General features: G+C 61.4%; 16 protein-coding genes. 5 read left to right on the top strand and 11 right to left on the bottom strand.

Annotated elements, in window-relative coordinates:
- Nucleotides 1-45: 45 nt before the first annotated feature.
- Nucleotides 46-567 (bottom strand): translation initiation factor IF-3, encoded by a 522-nt coding sequence (gene infC, locus AC1DX3_RS13090; RefSeq protein ID WP_476989805.1) that lies wholly within the window; start codon nucleotides 565-567, stop codon nucleotides 46-48.
- A 167-nt stretch (nucleotides 568-734) separates the two neighbouring features.
- The gene (locus AC1DX3_RS13085; protein WP_476989741.1) at nucleotides 735-1,919 is read right to left on the bottom strand and encodes a glycosyltransferase family 4 protein; all 1,185 of its coding nucleotides are present in this window, start codon (nucleotides 1,917-1,919) and stop codon (nucleotides 735-737) included.
- A 39-nt stretch (nucleotides 1,920-1,958) separates the two neighbouring features.
- On the opposite strand from AC1DX3_RS13085, the gene AC1DX3_RS13080 reads away from it, so the two are divergent.
- Together AC1DX3_RS13080 and ggt are read left to right on the top strand one after the other, a co-directional pair.
- Nucleotides 1,959-2,747 carry an alpha/beta fold hydrolase gene (locus AC1DX3_RS13080; RefSeq protein WP_476989740.1) on the top strand — a complete coding sequence of 263 codons (789 nt, stop codon included), beginning with the start codon at nucleotides 1,959-1,961 and terminating at the stop codon, nucleotides 2,745-2,747.
- 24 nt (nucleotides 2,748-2,771) lie between these two features.
- Entirely contained in the window at nucleotides 2,772-4,511 is a 1,740-nt protein-coding gene (gene ggt, locus AC1DX3_RS13075) for a gamma-glutamyltransferase (protein WP_476989739.1), read from the top strand.
- A gap of 207 nt (nucleotides 4,512-4,718) precedes the next feature.
- On the opposite strand, the gene AC1DX3_RS13070 is transcribed toward ggt, so the two are convergent.
- The 5 genes from AC1DX3_RS13070 to AC1DX3_RS13050 are packed head-to-tail and all read right to left on the bottom strand — an operon-like array spanning nucleotide 4,719 to nucleotide 8,863.
- On the bottom strand, nucleotides 4,719-5,234 hold the full coding sequence (locus AC1DX3_RS13070; RefSeq protein ID WP_476989738.1) for an NADPH-dependent FMN reductase: 516 nt from the start codon (nucleotides 5,232-5,234) through the stop codon (nucleotides 4,719-4,721).
- Entirely contained in the window at nucleotides 5,231-6,823 is a 1,593-nt protein-coding gene (locus tag AC1DX3_RS13065) for a GMC oxidoreductase (RefSeq protein WP_476989737.1), read from the bottom strand. The genes AC1DX3_RS13070 and AC1DX3_RS13065 overlap by 4 nt, the downstream gene beginning before the upstream one ends.
- A gap of 1 nt (nucleotide 6,824) precedes the next feature.
- A complete protein-coding gene (locus tag AC1DX3_RS13060) occupies nucleotides 6,825-7,634 on the bottom strand; it encodes an SDR family NAD(P)-dependent oxidoreductase (protein WP_476989736.1) in 810 nt (269 codons plus the stop codon).
- A gap of 60 nt (nucleotides 7,635-7,694) precedes the next feature.
- Entirely contained in the window at nucleotides 7,695-8,525 is an 831-nt protein-coding gene (locus AC1DX3_RS13055; RefSeq protein WP_476989735.1) for a Rossmann-fold NAD(P)-binding domain-containing protein, read from the bottom strand.
- Entirely contained in the window at nucleotides 8,522-8,863 is a 342-nt protein-coding gene (locus tag AC1DX3_RS13050; protein ID WP_476989734.1) for a hypothetical protein, read from the bottom strand. Before AC1DX3_RS13050 ends, AC1DX3_RS13055 begins: the two co-directional genes overlap by 4 nt.
- A gap of 202 nt (nucleotides 8,864-9,065) precedes the next feature.
- Between AC1DX3_RS13050 and clpB the strand changes: the two genes are divergently transcribed.
- Nucleotides 9,066-11,642 (top strand): ATP-dependent chaperone ClpB, encoded by a 2,577-nt coding sequence (gene clpB / locus AC1DX3_RS13045; RefSeq protein WP_476989733.1) that lies wholly within the window; start codon nucleotides 9,066-9,068, stop codon nucleotides 11,640-11,642.
- Between the two features lie 117 nt (nucleotides 11,643-11,759).
- On the opposite strand, the gene AC1DX3_RS13040 is transcribed toward clpB, so the two are convergent.
- The 4 genes from AC1DX3_RS13040 to argB form a co-directional block, all read right to left on the bottom strand.
- Entirely contained in the window at nucleotides 11,760-12,248 is a 489-nt protein-coding gene (locus tag AC1DX3_RS13040; RefSeq protein WP_476989732.1) for a DinB family protein, read from the bottom strand.
- A gap of 85 nt (nucleotides 12,249-12,333) precedes the next feature.
- A complete protein-coding gene (gene dapD, locus AC1DX3_RS13035) occupies nucleotides 12,334-13,182 on the bottom strand; it encodes a 2,3,4,5-tetrahydropyridine-2,6-dicarboxylate N-succinyltransferase (protein ID WP_476989731.1) in 849 nt (282 codons plus the stop codon).
- Between the two features lie 105 nt (nucleotides 13,183-13,287).
- Complete coding sequence (locus tag AC1DX3_RS13030; RefSeq protein ID WP_476989730.1) at nucleotides 13,288-13,947, bottom strand: pyrimidine 5'-nucleotidase; 660 nt, start codon at nucleotides 13,945-13,947, stop codon at nucleotides 13,288-13,290.
- A 2-nt stretch (nucleotides 13,948-13,949) separates the two neighbouring features.
- Nucleotides 13,950-14,891, bottom strand: coding sequence for an acetylglutamate kinase (gene argB, locus AC1DX3_RS13025; RefSeq protein ID WP_476989729.1), 942 nt, complete (start codon nucleotides 14,889-14,891; stop codon nucleotides 13,950-13,952).
- 261 nt (nucleotides 14,892-15,152) lie between these two features.
- Between argB and AC1DX3_RS13020 the strand changes: the two genes are divergently transcribed.
- Together AC1DX3_RS13020 and AC1DX3_RS13015 are read left to right on the top strand one after the other, a co-directional pair.
- A complete protein-coding gene (locus AC1DX3_RS13020; protein ID WP_476989728.1) occupies nucleotides 15,153-16,271 on the top strand; it encodes a calcium-binding protein in 1,119 nt (372 codons plus the stop codon).
- Nucleotides 16,272-16,378: 107 nt separating this feature from the next.
- Nucleotides 16,379-18,388: a hypothetical protein gene (locus AC1DX3_RS13015; protein WP_476989727.1), complete on the top strand. Its 2,010-nt coding sequence runs from the start codon at nucleotides 16,379-16,381 to the stop codon at nucleotides 18,386-18,388.
- Nucleotides 18,389-18,531 lie beyond the last annotated feature (143 nt).

Raw genomic sequence — 18,531 nt, 5'->3', positions numbered from 1 at the left:
CCCGCGGCATGACCACGGGGTTATTTGAAACCTAATTCCGGCGGCCTATTTCGGCGCCAGGATCATGATCATCTGCTTGCCTTCCATCTTCGGCTCGTATTCCACCTTGGTGGTCGGTTCGAAGTCGGCCTTGACCTTTTGCAGCAGCTTCATGCCCAATTCCGGGTGGGCCATTTCACGGCCGCGGAAGCGTAGCGTTACCTTGACTTTGTCGCCTTCTTCGAAGAAGCGCGTCATCGCCTTGGCCTTCACCTCATAATCGTGGATATCGATATTGGGGCGAAGCTTGATTTCCTTGATTTCGACGACCTTTTGCTTCTTGCGCGCCTCGGCCTTCTTCTTCTGCTCCTGGAAACGGTACTTGCCGTAATCGAGGATCTTGCAGACCGGCGGGTCAGCGGTAGGCGACACTTCGACGAGGTCCAGTCCGGCTTCTTCGGCGGCTTCTAACGCGGCGGAGGTCGGCATGATGCCTTGCTTTTCGCCGGCGGCGTCGATCAAGAGAACACGGGGGACCTTGATGTCCTGATTGATGCGGGGGCCGTCTTTAGGGGGCGGGGCTTGGATTGGGCGACGAATAGGTCGTTCTCCTACGGTAGTTAATGGGATGCAGAGGCGGTTTGCGATTGCGCGCGGATTATGACGAGTCGCAAGGCGACTATCAATCCCCAATAGCCGCAATCGGTTAAATATTCGGGAAAAGTGATCGCGGTTATGCGATTCATGTACGTGATTTAGCCGCGATACGGGCGTGTGTTCAAGATAAGCAGTGCGCGGTAAACATCAAGGGTGCGTTCGCACATGACGTCGAGACCGAAGTTGGCCTTGACGTGGGCGCGGCCTTTGACGCCCATGCTGAAGCGTTGTTCTTCGCTCAAGTTCATGGCCCTGCGCATAGCTTCGGCCCAGGCGTCGATATCGCCCGGCGGCACCAGCCAGCCGGTGACGCCGTCGATGACGGTCTCGACCGTGGCGCCATGGGCGGCGGCCAGAACCGGCCGCTGCATGGCCTGGGGCTCGACGGCGGTGCGGCCGAAGGCTTCGGGATCGAGCGAAGGCGCCAGGGCGAAATGGCACAGGCTATAGGCGCTGGGCATGTCCGTAACGTGGCCGACCAGCTTGACGTGATCCACCAGGCCGTTGTCCTCGATCAGCAGCCCGAGCGCGCGGCTGTAGTCGCTGCGGCCCTGATCGTCGCCGGCCAGGAAGACATGGAAGTTGTCGATGCCCTGTTTTTTCAACCGGCCGGCGGCTTCGATGACGGCGACCTGGCCCTTCCATTTGGTCAGACGCGCCGCCAGCAGGAAGCGCACGCGATTGTCGTTGCGATCCGTCCCCCAGGCTTCGTCGAGCGCCATGATCTTGCGCACGTCGAAGGCTTCCGGGTCGAAGCGTTTCAGGTCGATGCCGCGCGGGATGCTGATGACGCGCTCGGGCGGCACTTCGGGATAGGTGCTGAGGATATGGGCGCGGGTATAGTCGGAATTGGCGATCGTCATGTCGGCGCGCGTCATCTGGCTGTTGTACCAGCGCTTGAGCGACGATTTGGCGTTATAGATGCCGTGATAGGTGGCGACGCTGCGGATCTTTTCGGCGCGGGCGGCGGCGATGGCGGCCATGGCTGGGGCCCGCGAGCGGACGTGGACGATGTCGACGCTCTCGCGGCGGATCAGCTTGCGCAGGGTAAAATAGAGCTGGAACTGGGTGAACGGGTTCTTGCTGTGGACGGGCAGATGGACGACCGTGGCGCCCAGCTTCGTCAACCGCTCGACCAGCTTACCGCCGCGGGTGGCGACAATGGCCCGGCCGCCGGCCTTGATGATGGCGTCGCTGACATCGAGCACGGTCTGTTCGACGCCGCCGGTATCGAGTTCGGGGACGACCTGTAAAACGCAGCCGGTGAAGGATGAGGCGGACATGAAGGCTTGTATGGGGCCGCGTCCGGCTTTAAGTCAAGCATGATGGAAGCTGTATCAAATCAAGAGCCTGCGTCGTACCTCGACGCGCCCAATGGCGATCGCATCGCCTGGCGCCATATCCGCGGCGAGGGCCCGACCATCCTGTGGCTGGGCGGGTTTCTCTCCGACATGACCGGCAGCAAGATCACCCGCTTGAGCGCCGAATCGCGGGCTAAGGGGTGGGATTTTCTCTGTTTCGACTATTTCGCCCACGGTGAAACCGGCGGGGTGTTCGAAGAGGCGCGCGTCGGCCGCTGGTTCGACAATGTCCTCGCCGTCGCCGATGGACTGACCGAAGGGGCGCTGGTCTGTGTCGGTTCCTCCATGGGCGGGCATATGTTGTCACGGCTGATCCAAGCGCGGCCGGAGCGCGTGATGGCCGCCGGCTTCCTGGCGCCGGCCGCCGATTTCGCCACCAAGCTGATGCTGCCCGGCATGAGCCCGGAAGAGCGCCGGGCGCTCGACGTCTCGGGCGTCCATATGATGCCAGGCTATGACCGGCCGGTGCCGTTGTCCCAGGCCTTCTTTGCTGAAGCGGCGCGCCACGATGTGCTGGATAGCGCTATTCCGTTCGACGGCCCGGTGCGCATTCTTCATGGCATGCAGGACGATCTGGTGCCATGGCAGCACGGTGTTCGACTGCTGGAGGCCTTCACCACGCCCAATGCCCATATCCACCTGATCAAGGACGGCGACCATCGTTTGTCGCGGCCGCAGGACCTCGATTTGCTGGTCGCCATGGTGGCTGAATTGCGGGCTTGCCAAACCGTTGAAACTGGAACCAGATAGGCTATCCGTCACGGGAGGCTATCGATGAAGCGACGTTCCTTTCTGGCCGCCCTGCCGGCCGCTCTTGCCACCCAGGCCATGGCCGGCACGGTTCATTTCGGCGACCGTATCACGGGGGCGCCGTTCGCCACGCGATCCGAAGCCTGGGGGATCCACGGCGCCGCGGCGACCGCCCATCCCATCGCTTCCCAGATCGGTATCGAGACCCTGCGCAGCGGCGGCTCGGCCATCGATGCCGCTATCGCCATCAATGCGGCACTCGGGTTTCTCGAGCCGATATCCTGCGGCATGGGCGGCGACGCCTTTTGCATGGTCTATGACCCGGCGCTGAAAAAGGTCATTGGTTTCAACGGCTCCGGCCGTTCGCCGCGCGGCATGAGCCTCGACTATGTCCGCCAACATTCGCCGGGCGGCCATATCCCTTCGCTGGGCATCCTGCCGGTCTCGGTGCCTGGCGCCGTCGATGCCTGGGGGCAGATGCACAAGCGTTACGGCAAGCTGCCGTTCAAGGACCTGCTGGCGCCGGCGATTGCCCTGGCCGAAGAGGGCGTACCGGTATCGGAAACCATCGCCTACTATATCGACCGCAATCTCAAGATCTTCCTCGATCCCAAGCGCGCCTTGCCGGAAACGATGAATGCGCAGAAGACCTGGGCGCCTAATGGTCACGCCCCGGTCGAAGGTGAGATCTTCCGTAACCCGGATCTGGCCGCCAGTTATCGTCTGGTCGCCGCCGGCGGGGCGCGGGCCTTTTACGAAGGCGAAATCGCCGAACGCATCGAACGCTATTTCAAGCGTATCGGCGGCTTCATGACGCGCGAGGATCTGGCAGCCCACCAAGGCGAGTTCGTTGAGCCGATCCGCACCACCTATCGCGGTGTCGAAGTGTTGGGTCTGCCACCCAATTCGCAAGGCCTGTCGACGCTGCAGATTATGAACATCCTGGAAAATTTCGACCTGAAAACCATGGGTTTTCAAAGCGTCCAGTCGATCCATACTCAGGTTGAGGCCAAGCGCCTGGCCTTTGAGGACCGCGCCAAATTCTTCGCTGATCCGGCCTTCGCCAAAACGCCGATCGAAGCCCTGCTGTCAAAGGACTATGCCAAGTCACAGGCGGCGAAAATCCGCCCGGACAGCATTATTCCGCGCGTCGTGCCTTACGAGGCGCCGACCAAGGGCGACACCACCTATTTTACCGTCTCGGACAATAGCGGCATGATGGTCAGCTGGATCCAGTCCAACTACCGCGGCATGGGCTCGGGGCTGGTGGCCGACGGGTTGGGCTTCATGTTCCAGGACCGCGGCGAGCTGTTCTCGCTGAAGGACGGCTCGCCCAATATCTATGCGCCCGGTAAGCGGCCGTTCCAGACCATCATTCCCGGGTTTGCCATGAAGGATGGGGCGCCGTGGCTGTCGTTCGGCGTCATGGGCGGCGACATGCAGCCGCAAGGCCAGGCGCAGATCCTGGTCAATCTGATCGAATATGGGCTGGGTTTGCAGGAGGCCGGCGACTCGCCGCGCTGGCACCATGAAGGCTCGTCGGAGCCGACCGGCGAAGAGGCGATCGGTACGGGCACCTTGCGGCTGGAAAGCGGGGTGCCGGACGACACGCGCGCCGGCCTGATCGCGCTGGGTTGGCAGATGGGCGCTTCGGACGGCGGCTTCGGTGGTTATCAGGCGATTGAGAACCGTCCGCAGCCCTTGGGACGGGCCTATGGCGCCGCCACCGAAATGCGCAAGGATGGCACGGCCTTAGCCTACTGACTTCGGAGCGGCCGCTCTATTCGGAGCGTCGCGAATGCCATTCGGAGCGCGGTCTGAGAGGCATTTTTTGTATAAAATCAATGTCATAAACCATGTCTGGACTTCATTCGGAGTAGATGTGGTACGTTTTGAGTTAGGCGCTCCAGAACAATCGTCTTTAGGTTGGCTTTATATGTTCGGCAATTATAAGATGAATTGCTCGTTAGATCAGTCGGTAGGGGCCAGTTGGGCTATCAGCGCTTCGATAACCGCCCGCGTCTGTCGCTCGGCTTCCGCATCGATAATGGTGCCGTCGCTTCGGATCTTGGTGCGGTTGTGCGACATCAAAAGGGTCGTTTCCCGCGTGATCCGTGCTTCCAGCACCCGCAAAATTTCCAACATGGCCTGATGAGCGATTTCGCCCAAAGCCGAGCAGGTTATCAGGGCTGTCGGCTTATGGGCGAATTCGCAACTGCCGACCGTCCAATCGATGGCGTTTTTTAAGACGCCCGGTATGCCCATGGCGTATTCAGGCGCCGAGATCAGGATGGCGTCGGCGCGCCTGAGGCCTTCGCGAAAGACCACGACATCGGCAGGTGCGTCATCGGCCAGGTCCGGATCGAACGGTGGCAGGATGGTCGAGACGCGCTCGACCTGGCACAGCCCGAAACCGGCGACAGCCTCGATCAGGGCGGCATTCAGCGACCCTTTGCGCAGGCTGCCGCATAGGGCTGCGAGTTTCACGCCCAGCGTTCCAACAGGTGTTCTCCGACACGCAAGGCATTGGCGACCGTGGTCAGGGTCGGATTGACGGCCGAACTGCTAACGAAGAACGAGGTGTCGACAACGTAGAGATTGTCGAGCTCATGCGCCTTGCAATTGACGTCGAGCACGCTGGTCGACGGGTCGCGGCCGAAGCGGATGGTGCCGCATTGGTGCGCCGTGCCATAGAGCGGCAGCAGTTGGTCGATCTCGAAATGCGGCTCGAACAGGGTGTGCTGGCGCAGGCTGAATCCCTTCAGACCCTCCTCCAGCCGCTTGGTCAGGCGCAGGTGGGACTGCAGGTTATTGGCGGTATAGGTCAGTTTGATTTGCCCGGTTTCGGTCAGGGTGACGCGGTTTTCGAGTCGCGGCAAATCCTCGCTCATGGTCAGGAAGGCGACCATATGCTTGGCGATGTCGTCGGTGAGGAAGTTCGGGATCAATGCCGGCGGGATGATATCGGCGATCTGGCCTTCCAGGGTCTGTCCCGACATATATTCCAACAGCTGAATCTGGCCCATCGGATAGGGATAGGAGCCGTCGGGTTCGCCGAAATAGAAGTCGTTGACGGCAAAGGTTTTGGGGAAGGTCGAGTCGAATCTATCCGCCAGGATCGAAATCACGGCCGAGGTCGTGTGGAACATGTAGTTGCGGCCGACCAGGCCCGAGCCGTTGGCCAGGCCGTGCGGGTGGTTCGCCGATACCGAGCGCAGCAGGATGGCGGCGCTGTTGGCGGCGCCGGCGGCCACAGCGAACAGGTCACCGGTAAAGGTGACGATGGCGCCGTCCGCGCCTTCGGTGACGACCGAGGTGACGGTCTTGCCGGTGCCGTCGGTGACCAGATTGATGACCTTATGGCCGGGCAGGATGGTGACATTGGACAGGGCGCGAATGGGATCGAGGACGATTGTGCGCGCATCGCTCTTGGCCTTGAGCAGGCAGGGATAGCCACCGCAGGTCGTGCAGCGGACGCAGTGCGAGGTTAGCGGGTTCTTTTCATCACGATTGATGCCCAGAGGCAGGGGCGAGGGATGCCAGCCGATATCGGAAAAGTGCGTTTTCAGCTTGGCGACACCGGGATCGTCCGTGACGGCTGGGTAGGGGAAGGGCGGGTCCTCCGGCAGGTCATTGGGGTCGATGCCGCGCGTGCCGTGGACGCGCCACAGCTTTTCGGCCTTTTCGTACCACGGCGCCATGTCGTCATAGGTCACCGGCCAGGCCGGCGACAGGCCGTCGGCGTGTTCGACGGCTTCGAAATCGCGCTTCTTCATGCGCATCAAGGCGGCGCCATAGAAGGTGGTATTACCGCCGACCCAGTAATTGGTGTTGGGGATGAAGGGGCGATCGTTCTTGTCGACCCATGTTTCCTTGGTGCGGTAGCGGTGGTCGATAAACACCGCCTTGGCGTCCCAGTTCTGCGGCTCCTGCGGCAGTTCCTGGCCGCGTTCGAGGATCAGAATCTTCTTGCCGGAATTGGCGACAGCATAGGCCAGGGTACCGCCGCCGGCGCCCGAGCCGATAACGATCAGATCGTAATGGGTGGATTCGGTAGCGGGGGCAGTCTCGGGCATCCTATTCCTTTACCTGATATTTTTTGGCACCCCAGCGGATCAATGGGGTGATGATGAAGTCGGGCAGCAGGGTCATGGTGGCTACCGCGAACTTGTTGAACAGGCCGGTGACGATGACTTCGCGGCCGGCTTCGTTGGCGCGGATGGCGGCGGCGACCACCTCTTCGGCGGTCTGGACGAAGCGCGACTTTTTGTTCTTGAGGACTTCCTGCATGCCGTTGGCGGTCTGGAATTCCGATTCGGTCGAGCCTGGACAGAGCGCCGTCACCAGCACACCCTTGTCGGCGACCTCGGCCGCCAGGGAGCGCGAGAACTTCAACATGTAGGATTTGGCGGCTGGATAGAGGGTGTGGCCGGCGGCGCCGGGCGAGAAGGCGACCATGGACGAGACATTGATGATACGGCCATAGCCCTGTTCCAACATATGGTCGAGGAGGCCGCGCGCCAGGTAGGTCGGGGTACTGACACAGACTTCGACGAAGTCCATCTGCTGGTCGACCGTGGTTTTGGCGAAGGTATGGGCCAGGGAGTAGCCGGCATTGTTGATCAGGCCATCCGCTTGAATCTCAAGCTCTTTCAAGCGTTGTAACAGGTGTATGACCTGGTCGCGCTTGCCCAGATCGGCCGCCAGGCAGGTCACCTGGACGCCATGGCGGTCCATCAGGTCGTGGGCCAGGTCTTCGAGGCGATTGAGCCGGCGGGCGACCAGGACCAGGTTGCAGCCGCGCGCCGCGTACTGCCGCGCGAATTCGGCGCCGATGCCGGAAGAGGCGCCGGTGACAACCATGGTTTTAACATTGGGTGAAGGCATGCAGGCTCCTTGGGCCGCTCCTGTGAGTCGCCCCTTGGTGTAATATTATAGCTAATCTTTTTAATGTGGGGCGTAAAGGGCCCGCAGGCCTTCACGATAGGTTGGATAGCGCAGGGCCCAGCCCAGCTCCGCCTTGGCCAGGGCATTGGAGACGCGTTTGTTGTCGCCGTAGAAACGCGCCATGGCCGGTGTGATCTCGGTAAAGCCGGGCAGGGGAAGGCCCATCAACTCTGCCCCGAACACCAGGACATCGTCGGGTGAGGCGGGTTCGTCGTCGCAGAGATTATAGATGCCGCCAGAGCGCGGTCGGTTCAGGCTGGCCATCAGGGCGGTGGCGCAATCGTCGTGATGCAGGCGGGAGAAGACATGGCCGGGTTTGTCGACGCGGCGGGCCGTACCATCGCGCAAGCGCAACAGCACATTGCGATCGGCGCCGTACAGGCCGGGTAAGCGAAACACCTGGGCGCCGCGACCCAGCCACTGCTGTTCGGCGATGACCCGACGGCGCCCTTCGGCGGAATTGGGCCTGAGTTCGCTGTCTTCAAACACCCAGCCGCCGCCGCGGTCGCCATAGACGCCGGTGGTCGAAAGATAGCCGATCCAAGGCGGTAAACGGTCCAGGCCGGACGTGGCGGCAAAGGCCGGGCACCCGTCGTCGCCGGGCGCCGGCGTGATCAGCATGGCGTCGGCCGAGGCGGCCTGGCGCAAGGCCTTAGGATCGGCCGGGTCGACGGCCTTTATGCCTACGTTTTCGAGAGATTCCCGTTTATCGGCGCTCCGGGCCGTCGCATGGATCGCGTAACCAGCCGCGCGTGCCAGGTCAGCCAGGGCCGCGCCTATATGGCCATAGCCGAAAATGAACAGGCTTGAAGTGGAACGATTGAGGCTCAACGTTTCAGAGCGGGGCGCAAGGCCGGGGAAGACGATGAAGCCACAGACGCCGCGTCTTTCTTCAGCGCTTCCTGTGCCTTGAGCCGAATGGCCTTTTCCTGCGCCTGACGTTTGCGGCGCGCTTCGACGTCATGGACCATGCGGAAATAGTCCGGCATGACGACCGCGTGGCCGAACGGCGCGGGCGATGGCTTGCCGAGGCCCTGGGGCCAGGCAATGCTGATGGCGATCAATAGCAAGGCCAGCACGGCTGCCGCGGGATAAAACACTTTGTCTTCCAGCATGTATTTCATGCGGGCACTATAGTGGCATCGTTCCGGCTTTTCCAGCCATGGCATCTATCTTTTCCTGCGCCATTGCGGATCTGGGTCATGGCGGCGGACGGCAGTTGATTGGCGTCAAGGTTTCACCTGATTCTTTGCGGTAAGACCTTGTGTGGTTCAAATGTCACACTATATCGAGCCGTGAACGCCCATCGCGGTTGCTTTTTCAAGGACCGTCCACCACATTCACTTCGCCGTCAGGGGAGCCGATACCACTATGAATATCGAAAAATATTCCGAAAAAACTCAAAAGCTTATCCAAAGCGCTCAGAGCTTTGCCCAGGGCAACAGCCACCAATATTTCATGCCCGTCCACGTTCTCAAGGCACTGACCGAGGACAAGGAATCGCTGGCATCGCGCCTGATCGGCCTGGCCGGCGGCCGTGCCGACGCCTTTACGGTCGCCGTCGACCTGGCCCTGGGCAAGCTGCCCTCGGTCACCGGTGCCGCTCAGCTCTATATGCATAATGACACGGCCAAGCTGTTCAACGAGGCCGAGGAGGAAGCCAAGAAGGCCGGTGATTCCTATGTCACCGCCGACCGTTTGCTGGTTGCCGCGTTGAACACGACCGAAGGGCCGACCTTCCTTAAGGCCGCCGGCATTTCGCTGAAGCAGCTCAAGGACGCCGTCGCTTCGTTCCGCAAGGGCAAGACGGCCGACAGTCCGACGGCTGAAAACGGCTTCGATGCCTTGAAGAAATATGCCCGCGACCTGACCCAGTCCGCGCTCGACGGCAAGATCGATCCGGTCATCGGCCGTGACGAAGAAATCCGCCGCACCATCCAGGTCCTGGCCCGCCGCACCAAGAACAACCCCGTCCTCATCGGCGAACCCGGCGTCGGCAAGACCGCCATCGTCGAAGGCCTGGCCATGCGCATCATCAACGGCGATGTGCCGGAATCGTTGAAAGACAAGAAGCTGTTCGCGCTCGACATGGGCTCGTTGATCGCCGGCGCCAAGTACCGCGGTGAGTTCGAGGAACGCCTGAAGGCCGTGCTCAACGAGGTCACGACCGCCGAGGGCGAGATCGTCCTGTTCATCGACGAAATGCACACTCTGGTTGGCGCCGGCAAGTCCGATGGCGCCATGGATGCATCGAACCTGCTGAAGCCGGCCCTGGCGCGTGGCGAACTGCATTGCGTCGGCGCCACGACGCTCGACGAATATCGCAAGCATGTCGAAAAGGACGCGGCTTTGGCGCGGCGGTTCCAGCCGGTTTTCGTCAGCGAGCCGACCGTCGAGGACACGATTTCCATCCTGCGCGGCCTGAAGGAAAAGTACGAGGTTCACCACGGTGTGCGCATTTCCGACAGCGCCATCGTTGCCGCGGCGACTCTGTCCAACCGCTATATCGCCGATCGTTTCCTGCCCGACAAGGCGATCGACCTGATCGACGAGGCCGGCTCGCGCGTCCGCATGGCCGTCGATTCCAAGCCTGAAGAGCTCGACGAGTACGACCGCCGCATCGTGCAGTTGAAGATTGAGCGCGAGGCCCTGCAAAAGGAAACCGATGCCGGTTCAAAGACGCGTCTGGAACGTTTGACGGAAGACCTGGAAGAGCTGGAAGAAAAGTCGCTCGACCTGACCGTCAAGTGGAAGGCCGAGAAGGACAAGGTCGGTTCGGCCGCGCGTTCACGCGAAGCGCTGGATCGTGCGCGTATCGAGCTGGCCAATGCCCAGCGGGCGGGTGATTTGGCCAAGGCGTCGGAGATTCTGTACGGCACGATTCCGAATCTTGAGAAGCAATTGGCGAAGGCTGAGGACACGGCCGAGGACAAGCCCTTGACGCCGGAAGTGGTCGATGCCGCCCAGATCGCCCAGGTCGTGTCGCGGTGGACCGGTATTCCCGTCGACAAGATGTTGGAAGGCGAACGCGAAAAGCTGCTCAGCATGGAAGACAAGCTGCGGCAACGCGTCGTCGGCCAGGACGAGGCTCTGACGGCGGTTTCGGATGCGGTTCGTCGCGCCCGCGCCGGATTGAAGGACCCGAATCGTCCGATCGGTTCGTTCCTGTTCCTGGGGCCTACCGGCGTCGGCAAGACCGAGCTGAACAAGGCTTTAGCGGAGTTTCTGTTCGACGACGAGACGGCGATCACTCGTTTGGACATGTCGGAATATATGGAAAAGCACTCGGTTTCGCGCATGATCGGCGCCCCTCCGGGCTATGTTGGTTATGACGAAGGCGGGGCCTTGACCGAAGCGGTTCGCCGCCGGCCGTATCAAGTCGTGCTGTTCGATGAGGTCGAAAAGGCGCATCCGGACGTGTTCAATATCCTGTTKCAGGTTCTGGACGACGGCCGTTTGACCGATGGCCAGGGCCGGGTGGTCGACTTCCGCAATACCTTGATCGTCATGACGTCGAACCTGGGTTCGGATGTCCTGGTCAATATGGAGGAGGGCGGCGATATTGAGGTCGTGCGTCCGCTGGTGCTGAACGCCGTGCGCAAGCATTTCCGTCCGGAATTCCTGAATCGTATCGACGAGATGATCCTGTTCCATCGTCTCGATCGGGCGCACATGCACGACATCGTCCGCATCCAGCTCAAGGGTTTGGAGAAGCTGATGAAAGATCGCGACATGACGCTCAGCATCGATGAGGCGGCGTTGAACCACCTGGCCGAGCGTGGCTACGACCCGGCCTATGGGGCGCGTCCGTTGAAGCGGGTGATTCAGAAAGAGCTGGTCGACGGGATTGCCAAGCAGATCCTCAGCGGGGCCGTTGTTGATGGCGACGTCATCCATGTCGGATTTGACGGGGATGCGCTGGCGATCGGGAAGCCGACTGTGAACTAACGGGGTTTGGGGGCTGCGCCCCCAAGTCTTCCCTATTTCCTTCTTCGACCCGGCCCAACGGGCCAAGGTCAAAGAAGGAAGTAAGAAAAGGTATGAGGTCGCGGACCCCAAACCCCATTAGTTGGCGTTGGTCTTGCCCAATAGCCATTGCAACCCGGCCAAATGCTGCTGATCATGGCTGCATAAATAGTGCATCAGGCCGACAACCGTCGTTGGGCCGTAATCTTCGAACTCGGCCGTCCGCGCCCATTGCTCAGGTGTCAGGCCTTCCAAAATGCTCAAGGTTCGCGCCCTGGCGGCGCGAAAATCGGCCAGGACCTCTTCCGGATCGGCGCCGGCATAGTTCCGCTCATCCCGAAGTGTGAACCCGTTTACGCCCGGCAGAAACGGATGATCTTCACCAACCGTCCTGGCAAACCGCACCTGATAGCCGTCGATTTCGATATCGCGGACATGGCAGATCTGCTCAAGCGCCGTAAAGTCCTCGCTGGGGCTGCCGGCCCAGGATGGCGGCGACCATTGGCGATATTCCGGCGCAAAGGCGTTGAAATGCGCTTCCAGACGGTCGGGGAATTCGGCTAAGGCTTGGAAAGTTACCAGGTGCATGGGGCGACCCCTCCGTCAGCGACGCGGCCTGCGGCCTTGCGCTGCCACCTCCCCATTTCTGCGAAATAGGGAGGAGATTAAAGAATTAGTCTCTGAGCAGTTCGTTGATACCGGTCTTTGCTCGTGTCTGCGCGTCGACACGCTTGACGATGACGGCGCAATAAAGCGACGGCCCGCCTTTCGGATCTGGCAGGGAGCCGGGTACGACGACGCTGTACGACGGTACGCGGCCGCGGAAGACTTCGCCCGTCGCCCGGTCGATAATCTTGGTCGAAGCCGACAGGTAAACCCCCATCGACAGGACGCTGCCCTGCTCGACGATAACGCCTTCCGCCACTTCCGAACGCGCGCCGATAAAGCAGTCGTCTTCGATGATGGTCGGCGCCGCCTGTAGGGGCTCCAACACGCCGCCGATGCCGACGCCGCCGCTCAGGTGCACGTTCTTGCCGATCTGGGCGCACGAACCGACCGTCGACCAGCCGTCGACCATCGAACCCTCATCGACATAGGCGCCGATATTGACGAAGGACGGCATCAGCACGACGTTCTTGGCGATAAAGGCGCCGTGACGCACGATCGATCCCGGGACGGCACGGAAACCGGCGGCGGTGAAGTCGTCGGCGCTCCACTTGGCGAACTTGTTGGGCACCTTGTCCCAATAGGGCCCCAACGGCGCCTGTTCGAACAGGCCGCGGCCGGTGTGCATCAACTGATTGCCGTTGAGGCGGAACGACAGCAGGACGGCCTTTTTCAGCCAGTCGTGCGTCACCCACACGCCGTCCTTCTTTTCGGCGACACGGAAACGGCCGCAATCGATCATGTCGAGCGCGCCCATGACGGCCTCACGATATTGGCCGTGATAGCCCGGTGTCAGGGTGTCGCGGACCTCCCATGCGGCTTCGATATCGTCTTTGAAGGCGGCCAGGTCGGACATGGAGCAGGCTTTCGTAAGGGGAGGAAAAATATGCGCTAGGCCATAAGGGCGGAACGTGGCGCGATCAAGTCCTAATTGCCGGAGCGCGCCCGTGTCAGGGCTTCTTTAGGCCAGCAGTGCCGGCAGCTTGTCGCGCAGGAAGATCAGCAGCGACGGGCTACGGAAGTCGACATGGTCGTCGGTATTGCCGATGGCCTTGGGCCCGACCAGGATGGTCTTCATGCTGAGCCCGTGCGCCGGCTTGAGGTTCTTCGGGCTGTCCTCGAAAAAGGCCGAGGTGCGCGGATCGACCGCGTGGGCCTTCATCATTTTCTCAAAAGTCACCAAATTGGGTTTGGGGATAAAGTTGGCATGTTCGAGATGGAAAACGCCTTCGAACAGGGCGGTCATGTCCAGCTTGTCTAAGATGCGCACGGCGTGGCGGCTGTCGCCGTTGGTGAAGACCAGCTTGCGGCCGCGCATCGCCTTGATCAGGCCGTTGAGTTCCGGATCCGGATGCAGGTTGTCGAGCGAGACGTCGTGGACTTCGTTGAGGAAGGCGTACGGGTCGATATTGTGGTAGGCCATCAGGCCGGCCAGAGTCGTGCCGTGTTCGCTGAGATAGCGCTTTTGCAGGGCATAGGCCTCGGCCATCGGCATGCCGGTCTCACGCGCCACGAAGGCGGTCATCTTGCCTTCGACCAGGGCCATGACCTCGGCCTCGTGCGGATAGAGCGTCTGGTCGAGATCGAAAATCCAGGTATCGACGTGGGAAAGCGTGCTCACCCTTACTCACCGTCCCGCTGAATAAGCGTGCCGGCACCGTGCTCGGTAAAGAGCTCGACCAGCATGGCGTGGGGACGGCGGCCGTCGAGAATAACCACGGCCTCGACCCCGGCTTCGATCGCCATGATGGCGGTTTCCAGCTTCGGGATCATGCCGCCATTGGCGACACCGCTGGCGATCAGCTCGCGGGCCTCCGACACCGACATCTGACGGATCAGCTTCTTGTTTTCGTCGAGCACGCCGGCGATGTCGGTCAACAGCAACATGCGCTTGGCATTGAGCTTGCCGGCCACCGCGCCGGCCACCGTATCGGCATTGATATTGAAGGTATGGCCGTCGTCCGACACGCCGATCGGCGCGATCACCGGGACATAGTCGTGGTTCGGATCGTCGATCAGGGTACGTAACAGCTTGTCGTCGACATTCTTGGGCTCGCCGACAAAGCCGAGATCGACGACCTGCTCGATCATGCTGTCGGGGTCTTTGCGCGTGCGCGTGGCCTTTTCAACGGTGATCAGGCCGGCGTCCTTGCCGGAGAGACCGACCCCGCGGACGTCGGCTTCGGCGCCGGCGCGGGTAATCCAATTGGCGATTTCTTTGTTGACGGCGCCGGACAGCACCATCTCGGCGATCTCCATGGTGGCGTCGTCGGTGACGCGCAGGCCGTCGATAAAGGTCGACTTGACGCCCGCGCGGCCCAGCATGGCCGAGATCTGCGGCCCGCCGCCGTGCACGACCACGGGATGGATGCCCAGGAGCTTCAAGAGCACGATGTCCGAGGCGAAGATTTTCGCTGTTTCGGCCTCGCCCATGGCATGGCCGCCATACTTGATCGTCACGATCTCGCGGTCGTAGATCTGGATATAGGGCAGGGCTTCGGCCAGGGTCTTGGCGGTGGCCCAGCCCTTTTCCTCGATGGTGTCGTGTTCGGTCTGAATAATCATGCCGCGCGTTTAGCGGAGAAGGGTGACGATGTCATGAATTTTTTGGGCCATAGTCTATTCGTTCGCGAAGGGGCCACGTCAACGCCCGCATTGTCTGGTAAGTTATAACCTCTCGGCCCTTCACGAAAACGCGATTGTATTGCGACTGTCATGTTTCGCTGCTAACCTCCACACCAAGTTTCCGCCGTCGGGTGGATCGCGTGGCGTGGCGTTGTAGTGGCGTAAGCATAACAACAAAAACCGCGGGACGGAGGAACGGTCATGGCCAATATTGTCGGCACAACAGGTAACGATACGCTTACGGGCACCAGTTCGGACGATACGATCGACGGCGGCACCGGCGCTGACACCATGTCCGGCCTGGCCGGCGACGACGTCTACACCGTCGATAATACCGGCGACGTGGCCGTTGAAAACCCGGGCGAGGGCACGGATACGGTCCTGACCTCCGTCAATTTCACCCTGGGCGCCAATCTTGAAAACATTACGCTCACCGGCACGGCGGCCTATTGTTACGGCAATGCCCTGGCCAATATTATTATCGGTAACGCTTCGGATAACAGCCTGATCGGTTTGGGTGGCAATGATACACTGGATGGCGGCGCGGGCGCCGATATCCTGACGGGGGGAATAGGCGACGACACCTATATCGTCGACAACAGCAGCGATGTTGTCTGGGATTTCAATGGCGAAGGCACTGACACCGTCATGGCGTCGGTCAGCTTCAGCCTCTATGGTTTCTATGCCGACAATATCGTGCTCACCGGCTCCGGTATCATCGATGCCACCGGCAACAGCCTGAACAATGCGCTGACCGGCAATTCCGCCGCCAATACCCTGACGGGAGCTTCGGGCGACGACACGCTGGATGGCGGCGCCGGGGCTGACAGCCTGGTCGGTGGCTTTGGTTCGGACACCTATGTCATTGACAATGCCGGCGATACCATCACCGAACTGAACGGCCAGGGCAACGATCAAGTCAATGCCTCGGTCAGCTTCAGCCTGGCCGGCCAATTCGCCGAGAACATGACCCTGACGGGGACCGGTAATATCGACGCCACCGGCAACTCGCAGGACAATATCCTGACCGGCAACAGCGCCGACAATCGTTTCAACGGCGGCTATGGCGACGACCATTATTATGGCGGCCTGGGCGCTGATACCTTCGTCTTCGGCACCGCCAGCGGAACCGACTATATTCATGACTTCTCCGCCGCGCAAAACGACAGCATCAATGTCCACGCCGTGGCCAGCGGTCACGTCCAGCCAACCTGGCTCAGCCAGGTCGGCGGGGACGTCCAGATCGACCTCGGTGGCGGCAATGTCGTCACCGTACTCAGCGCCACGCTCGCAGATGTCAGCGCACACATGGTGTGGTAAAAGAGTATAAAGTAACAACGTTATTTGTGATTTGTACCTCGCTACCTGCGTGGTAAGACTTCCCGCAAGGGTGGCCGCTGAGCCTGCCCATGCCAGGGAGACAGATCATGACGAGCATCCTCGATGTCGGCGCCGAAACGGCCGTCAATAGCGTGTCCCAGACGAACGGCGCCCGTGATCCGACCGTGGCGCGTCTGGACGACGGCGGCTACATCGTCGTCTGGCGCGATGACGGCGGCGCCGGTGCGCGCGATATCTATGCCCAACGCTACGATGCCGACGGCGACGCGGTCGGCGGGCGTTTCCTGGTGGCGGCGGAGGCCGCCGGCGAGGCAACGCAGCCGTTCGTGACGGGTTTAAGCGACGGCGGCTATGTCGTGGGTTGGACGCTGGGGACGGGCGGCGACGGCAGCGGTACTGGCGTCTATCTCCGGCAATTCGATTCCGCGGGCGTCGGCGGCGATGTCCAGCGCGCCAACACCGCGACGGCCAACGATCAGGACCGCGTGGCGATCGCCGGCCTTGAGGGCGGCGGCTATGTCGTCACCTGGCAAAGCCTGGGGCAGGACGGCAGCGGCACAGGCGTCTATGCACAACTTTACGACAGTTCGGGTGACACGGTCGGTGGCGAAGTCCATGTCAGCACATCGACGGCCGGCGCCCAGGGGATATCGGCCGTCGCGGCCATGGACGACGGCGGCTATCTCATCGTGTGGAACGGCTTCGGCGCCAACCTTTTCAGCCCGGGCGTGTTCGTTCAGCGTTATGACGCAACCGGCAACGCGGTGGGCGGCGAAACCCAGCTGGATACGCTGGGCAATGACTCGACCGGGACGGTGGCCATCGCCACCCTGACCGACGGCAGTTATGTCGCCAGCTGGACCACGGCCGACGATGTGCCGGCCAGCGTGCAGATCCATAGCGCCCATTTTAACGCCGCGGGCGGTGTCATCAGCGGCGACAACCCGATCACTGTCGATGACCCCCATATCTCGATTACCTCGCACGTCGCCGCATTAAGCGACGGCGGCTATGTTATCGCCTGGATGCGCGACGTCTTTAATACCGCCAATGACGACGTTTACCTGCAACGCTTCGACAGCCTGGGCAACAAGATAGGCCCCGAGACCCTGGTCAGCGAGGGCGGCGGTTACAATGGCTTCGACGACGAATTATCGATCGCCGGCCTGGATGACGGCGGCTTCGTCGTGTCCTGGACCAGCCGCGGCCAGGCGGGCAATCTGCCGGCCGGTATTTTTCAAAAGGTCTTCGCCGCCACGACCGACCTCACGGGCAGCCAGACCCTGATCGGCACTGCAGGCAACGACACGCTGGATGGCGGCGCCGGCGCCGACATTTTGTATGGCGGTGTAGGCGACGATACCTATGTCGTCGACAATGCCGGCGATGTCGTCAAGGACCTGACAGCACAGGGCAATGATACGGTCCAGGCCTCGCTCAGCTACAGCCTGACCGGCAGTTTCGTCGAAGCGCTGATGCTGACCGGCACCGGTGATTTCGCTGCTACCGGCAACAGCCTCGACAACACGCTGTCGGGAAATGCCGGCGCCAACACCCTGACCGGCGGCTATGGCGACGACACGCTGAATGGTTTGGGCGGCGCCGACACCATGACCGGCGGCAAGGGTGACGACACCTACTGGGTCGATAACAGTGGCGATGTCGTGATCGAAGGCGGCGATCAGGGCGTGGATTCGGTGACCTCCAGCGTCACGTTCAGCCTGTCGGGCCAGGCCGTCGAGAACCTCTATCTGAGCGGTAGCGGAGCCATCAACGGCACGGGCAACAGTTTGGCCAACACGCTCTCCGGCAATACTGGCAACAACGTCCTGGACGGCGGCTATGGCGCCGATCTGCTGCACGGCGGCAGCGGGGCCGATACCTTCCTGTTCAAAACGGCATCCGGCGCCGACACGATCGACGACTTCTCGGCCGTGGCAGGTGACACGATCAACCTCCATGCCTATACCCATGGCACCGTCAGCAACATCCTGGCCCAGTCCGGCGGTGATGTGGTGATCACGCTGGGCGGTGGTAATGTCGTCACCGTTTTGGGTGCCACTGTCGCCAATGTAACCGCCCATATCGTCTGGTAGTCGCGGATCTCGCCCGCGGGTCACAATGCCGCGATACGCTTGCTGTTGAAACCATTCGCTGTTAACCCTAGCTCCGAGCTTCCGCTGTAGGCGGACCGGGGGGCTTGCGTTCGACCATAAAAAAACGAAACAGCAAGAGGGAA

It is taken from the genome of Asticcacaulis sp. P2_B1 (genome assembly GCF_056404915.1).
The sequence above is the reverse complement of the archived record's forward strand: the minus strand, read 5'-3'. Positions and strand labels throughout refer to the sequence as shown.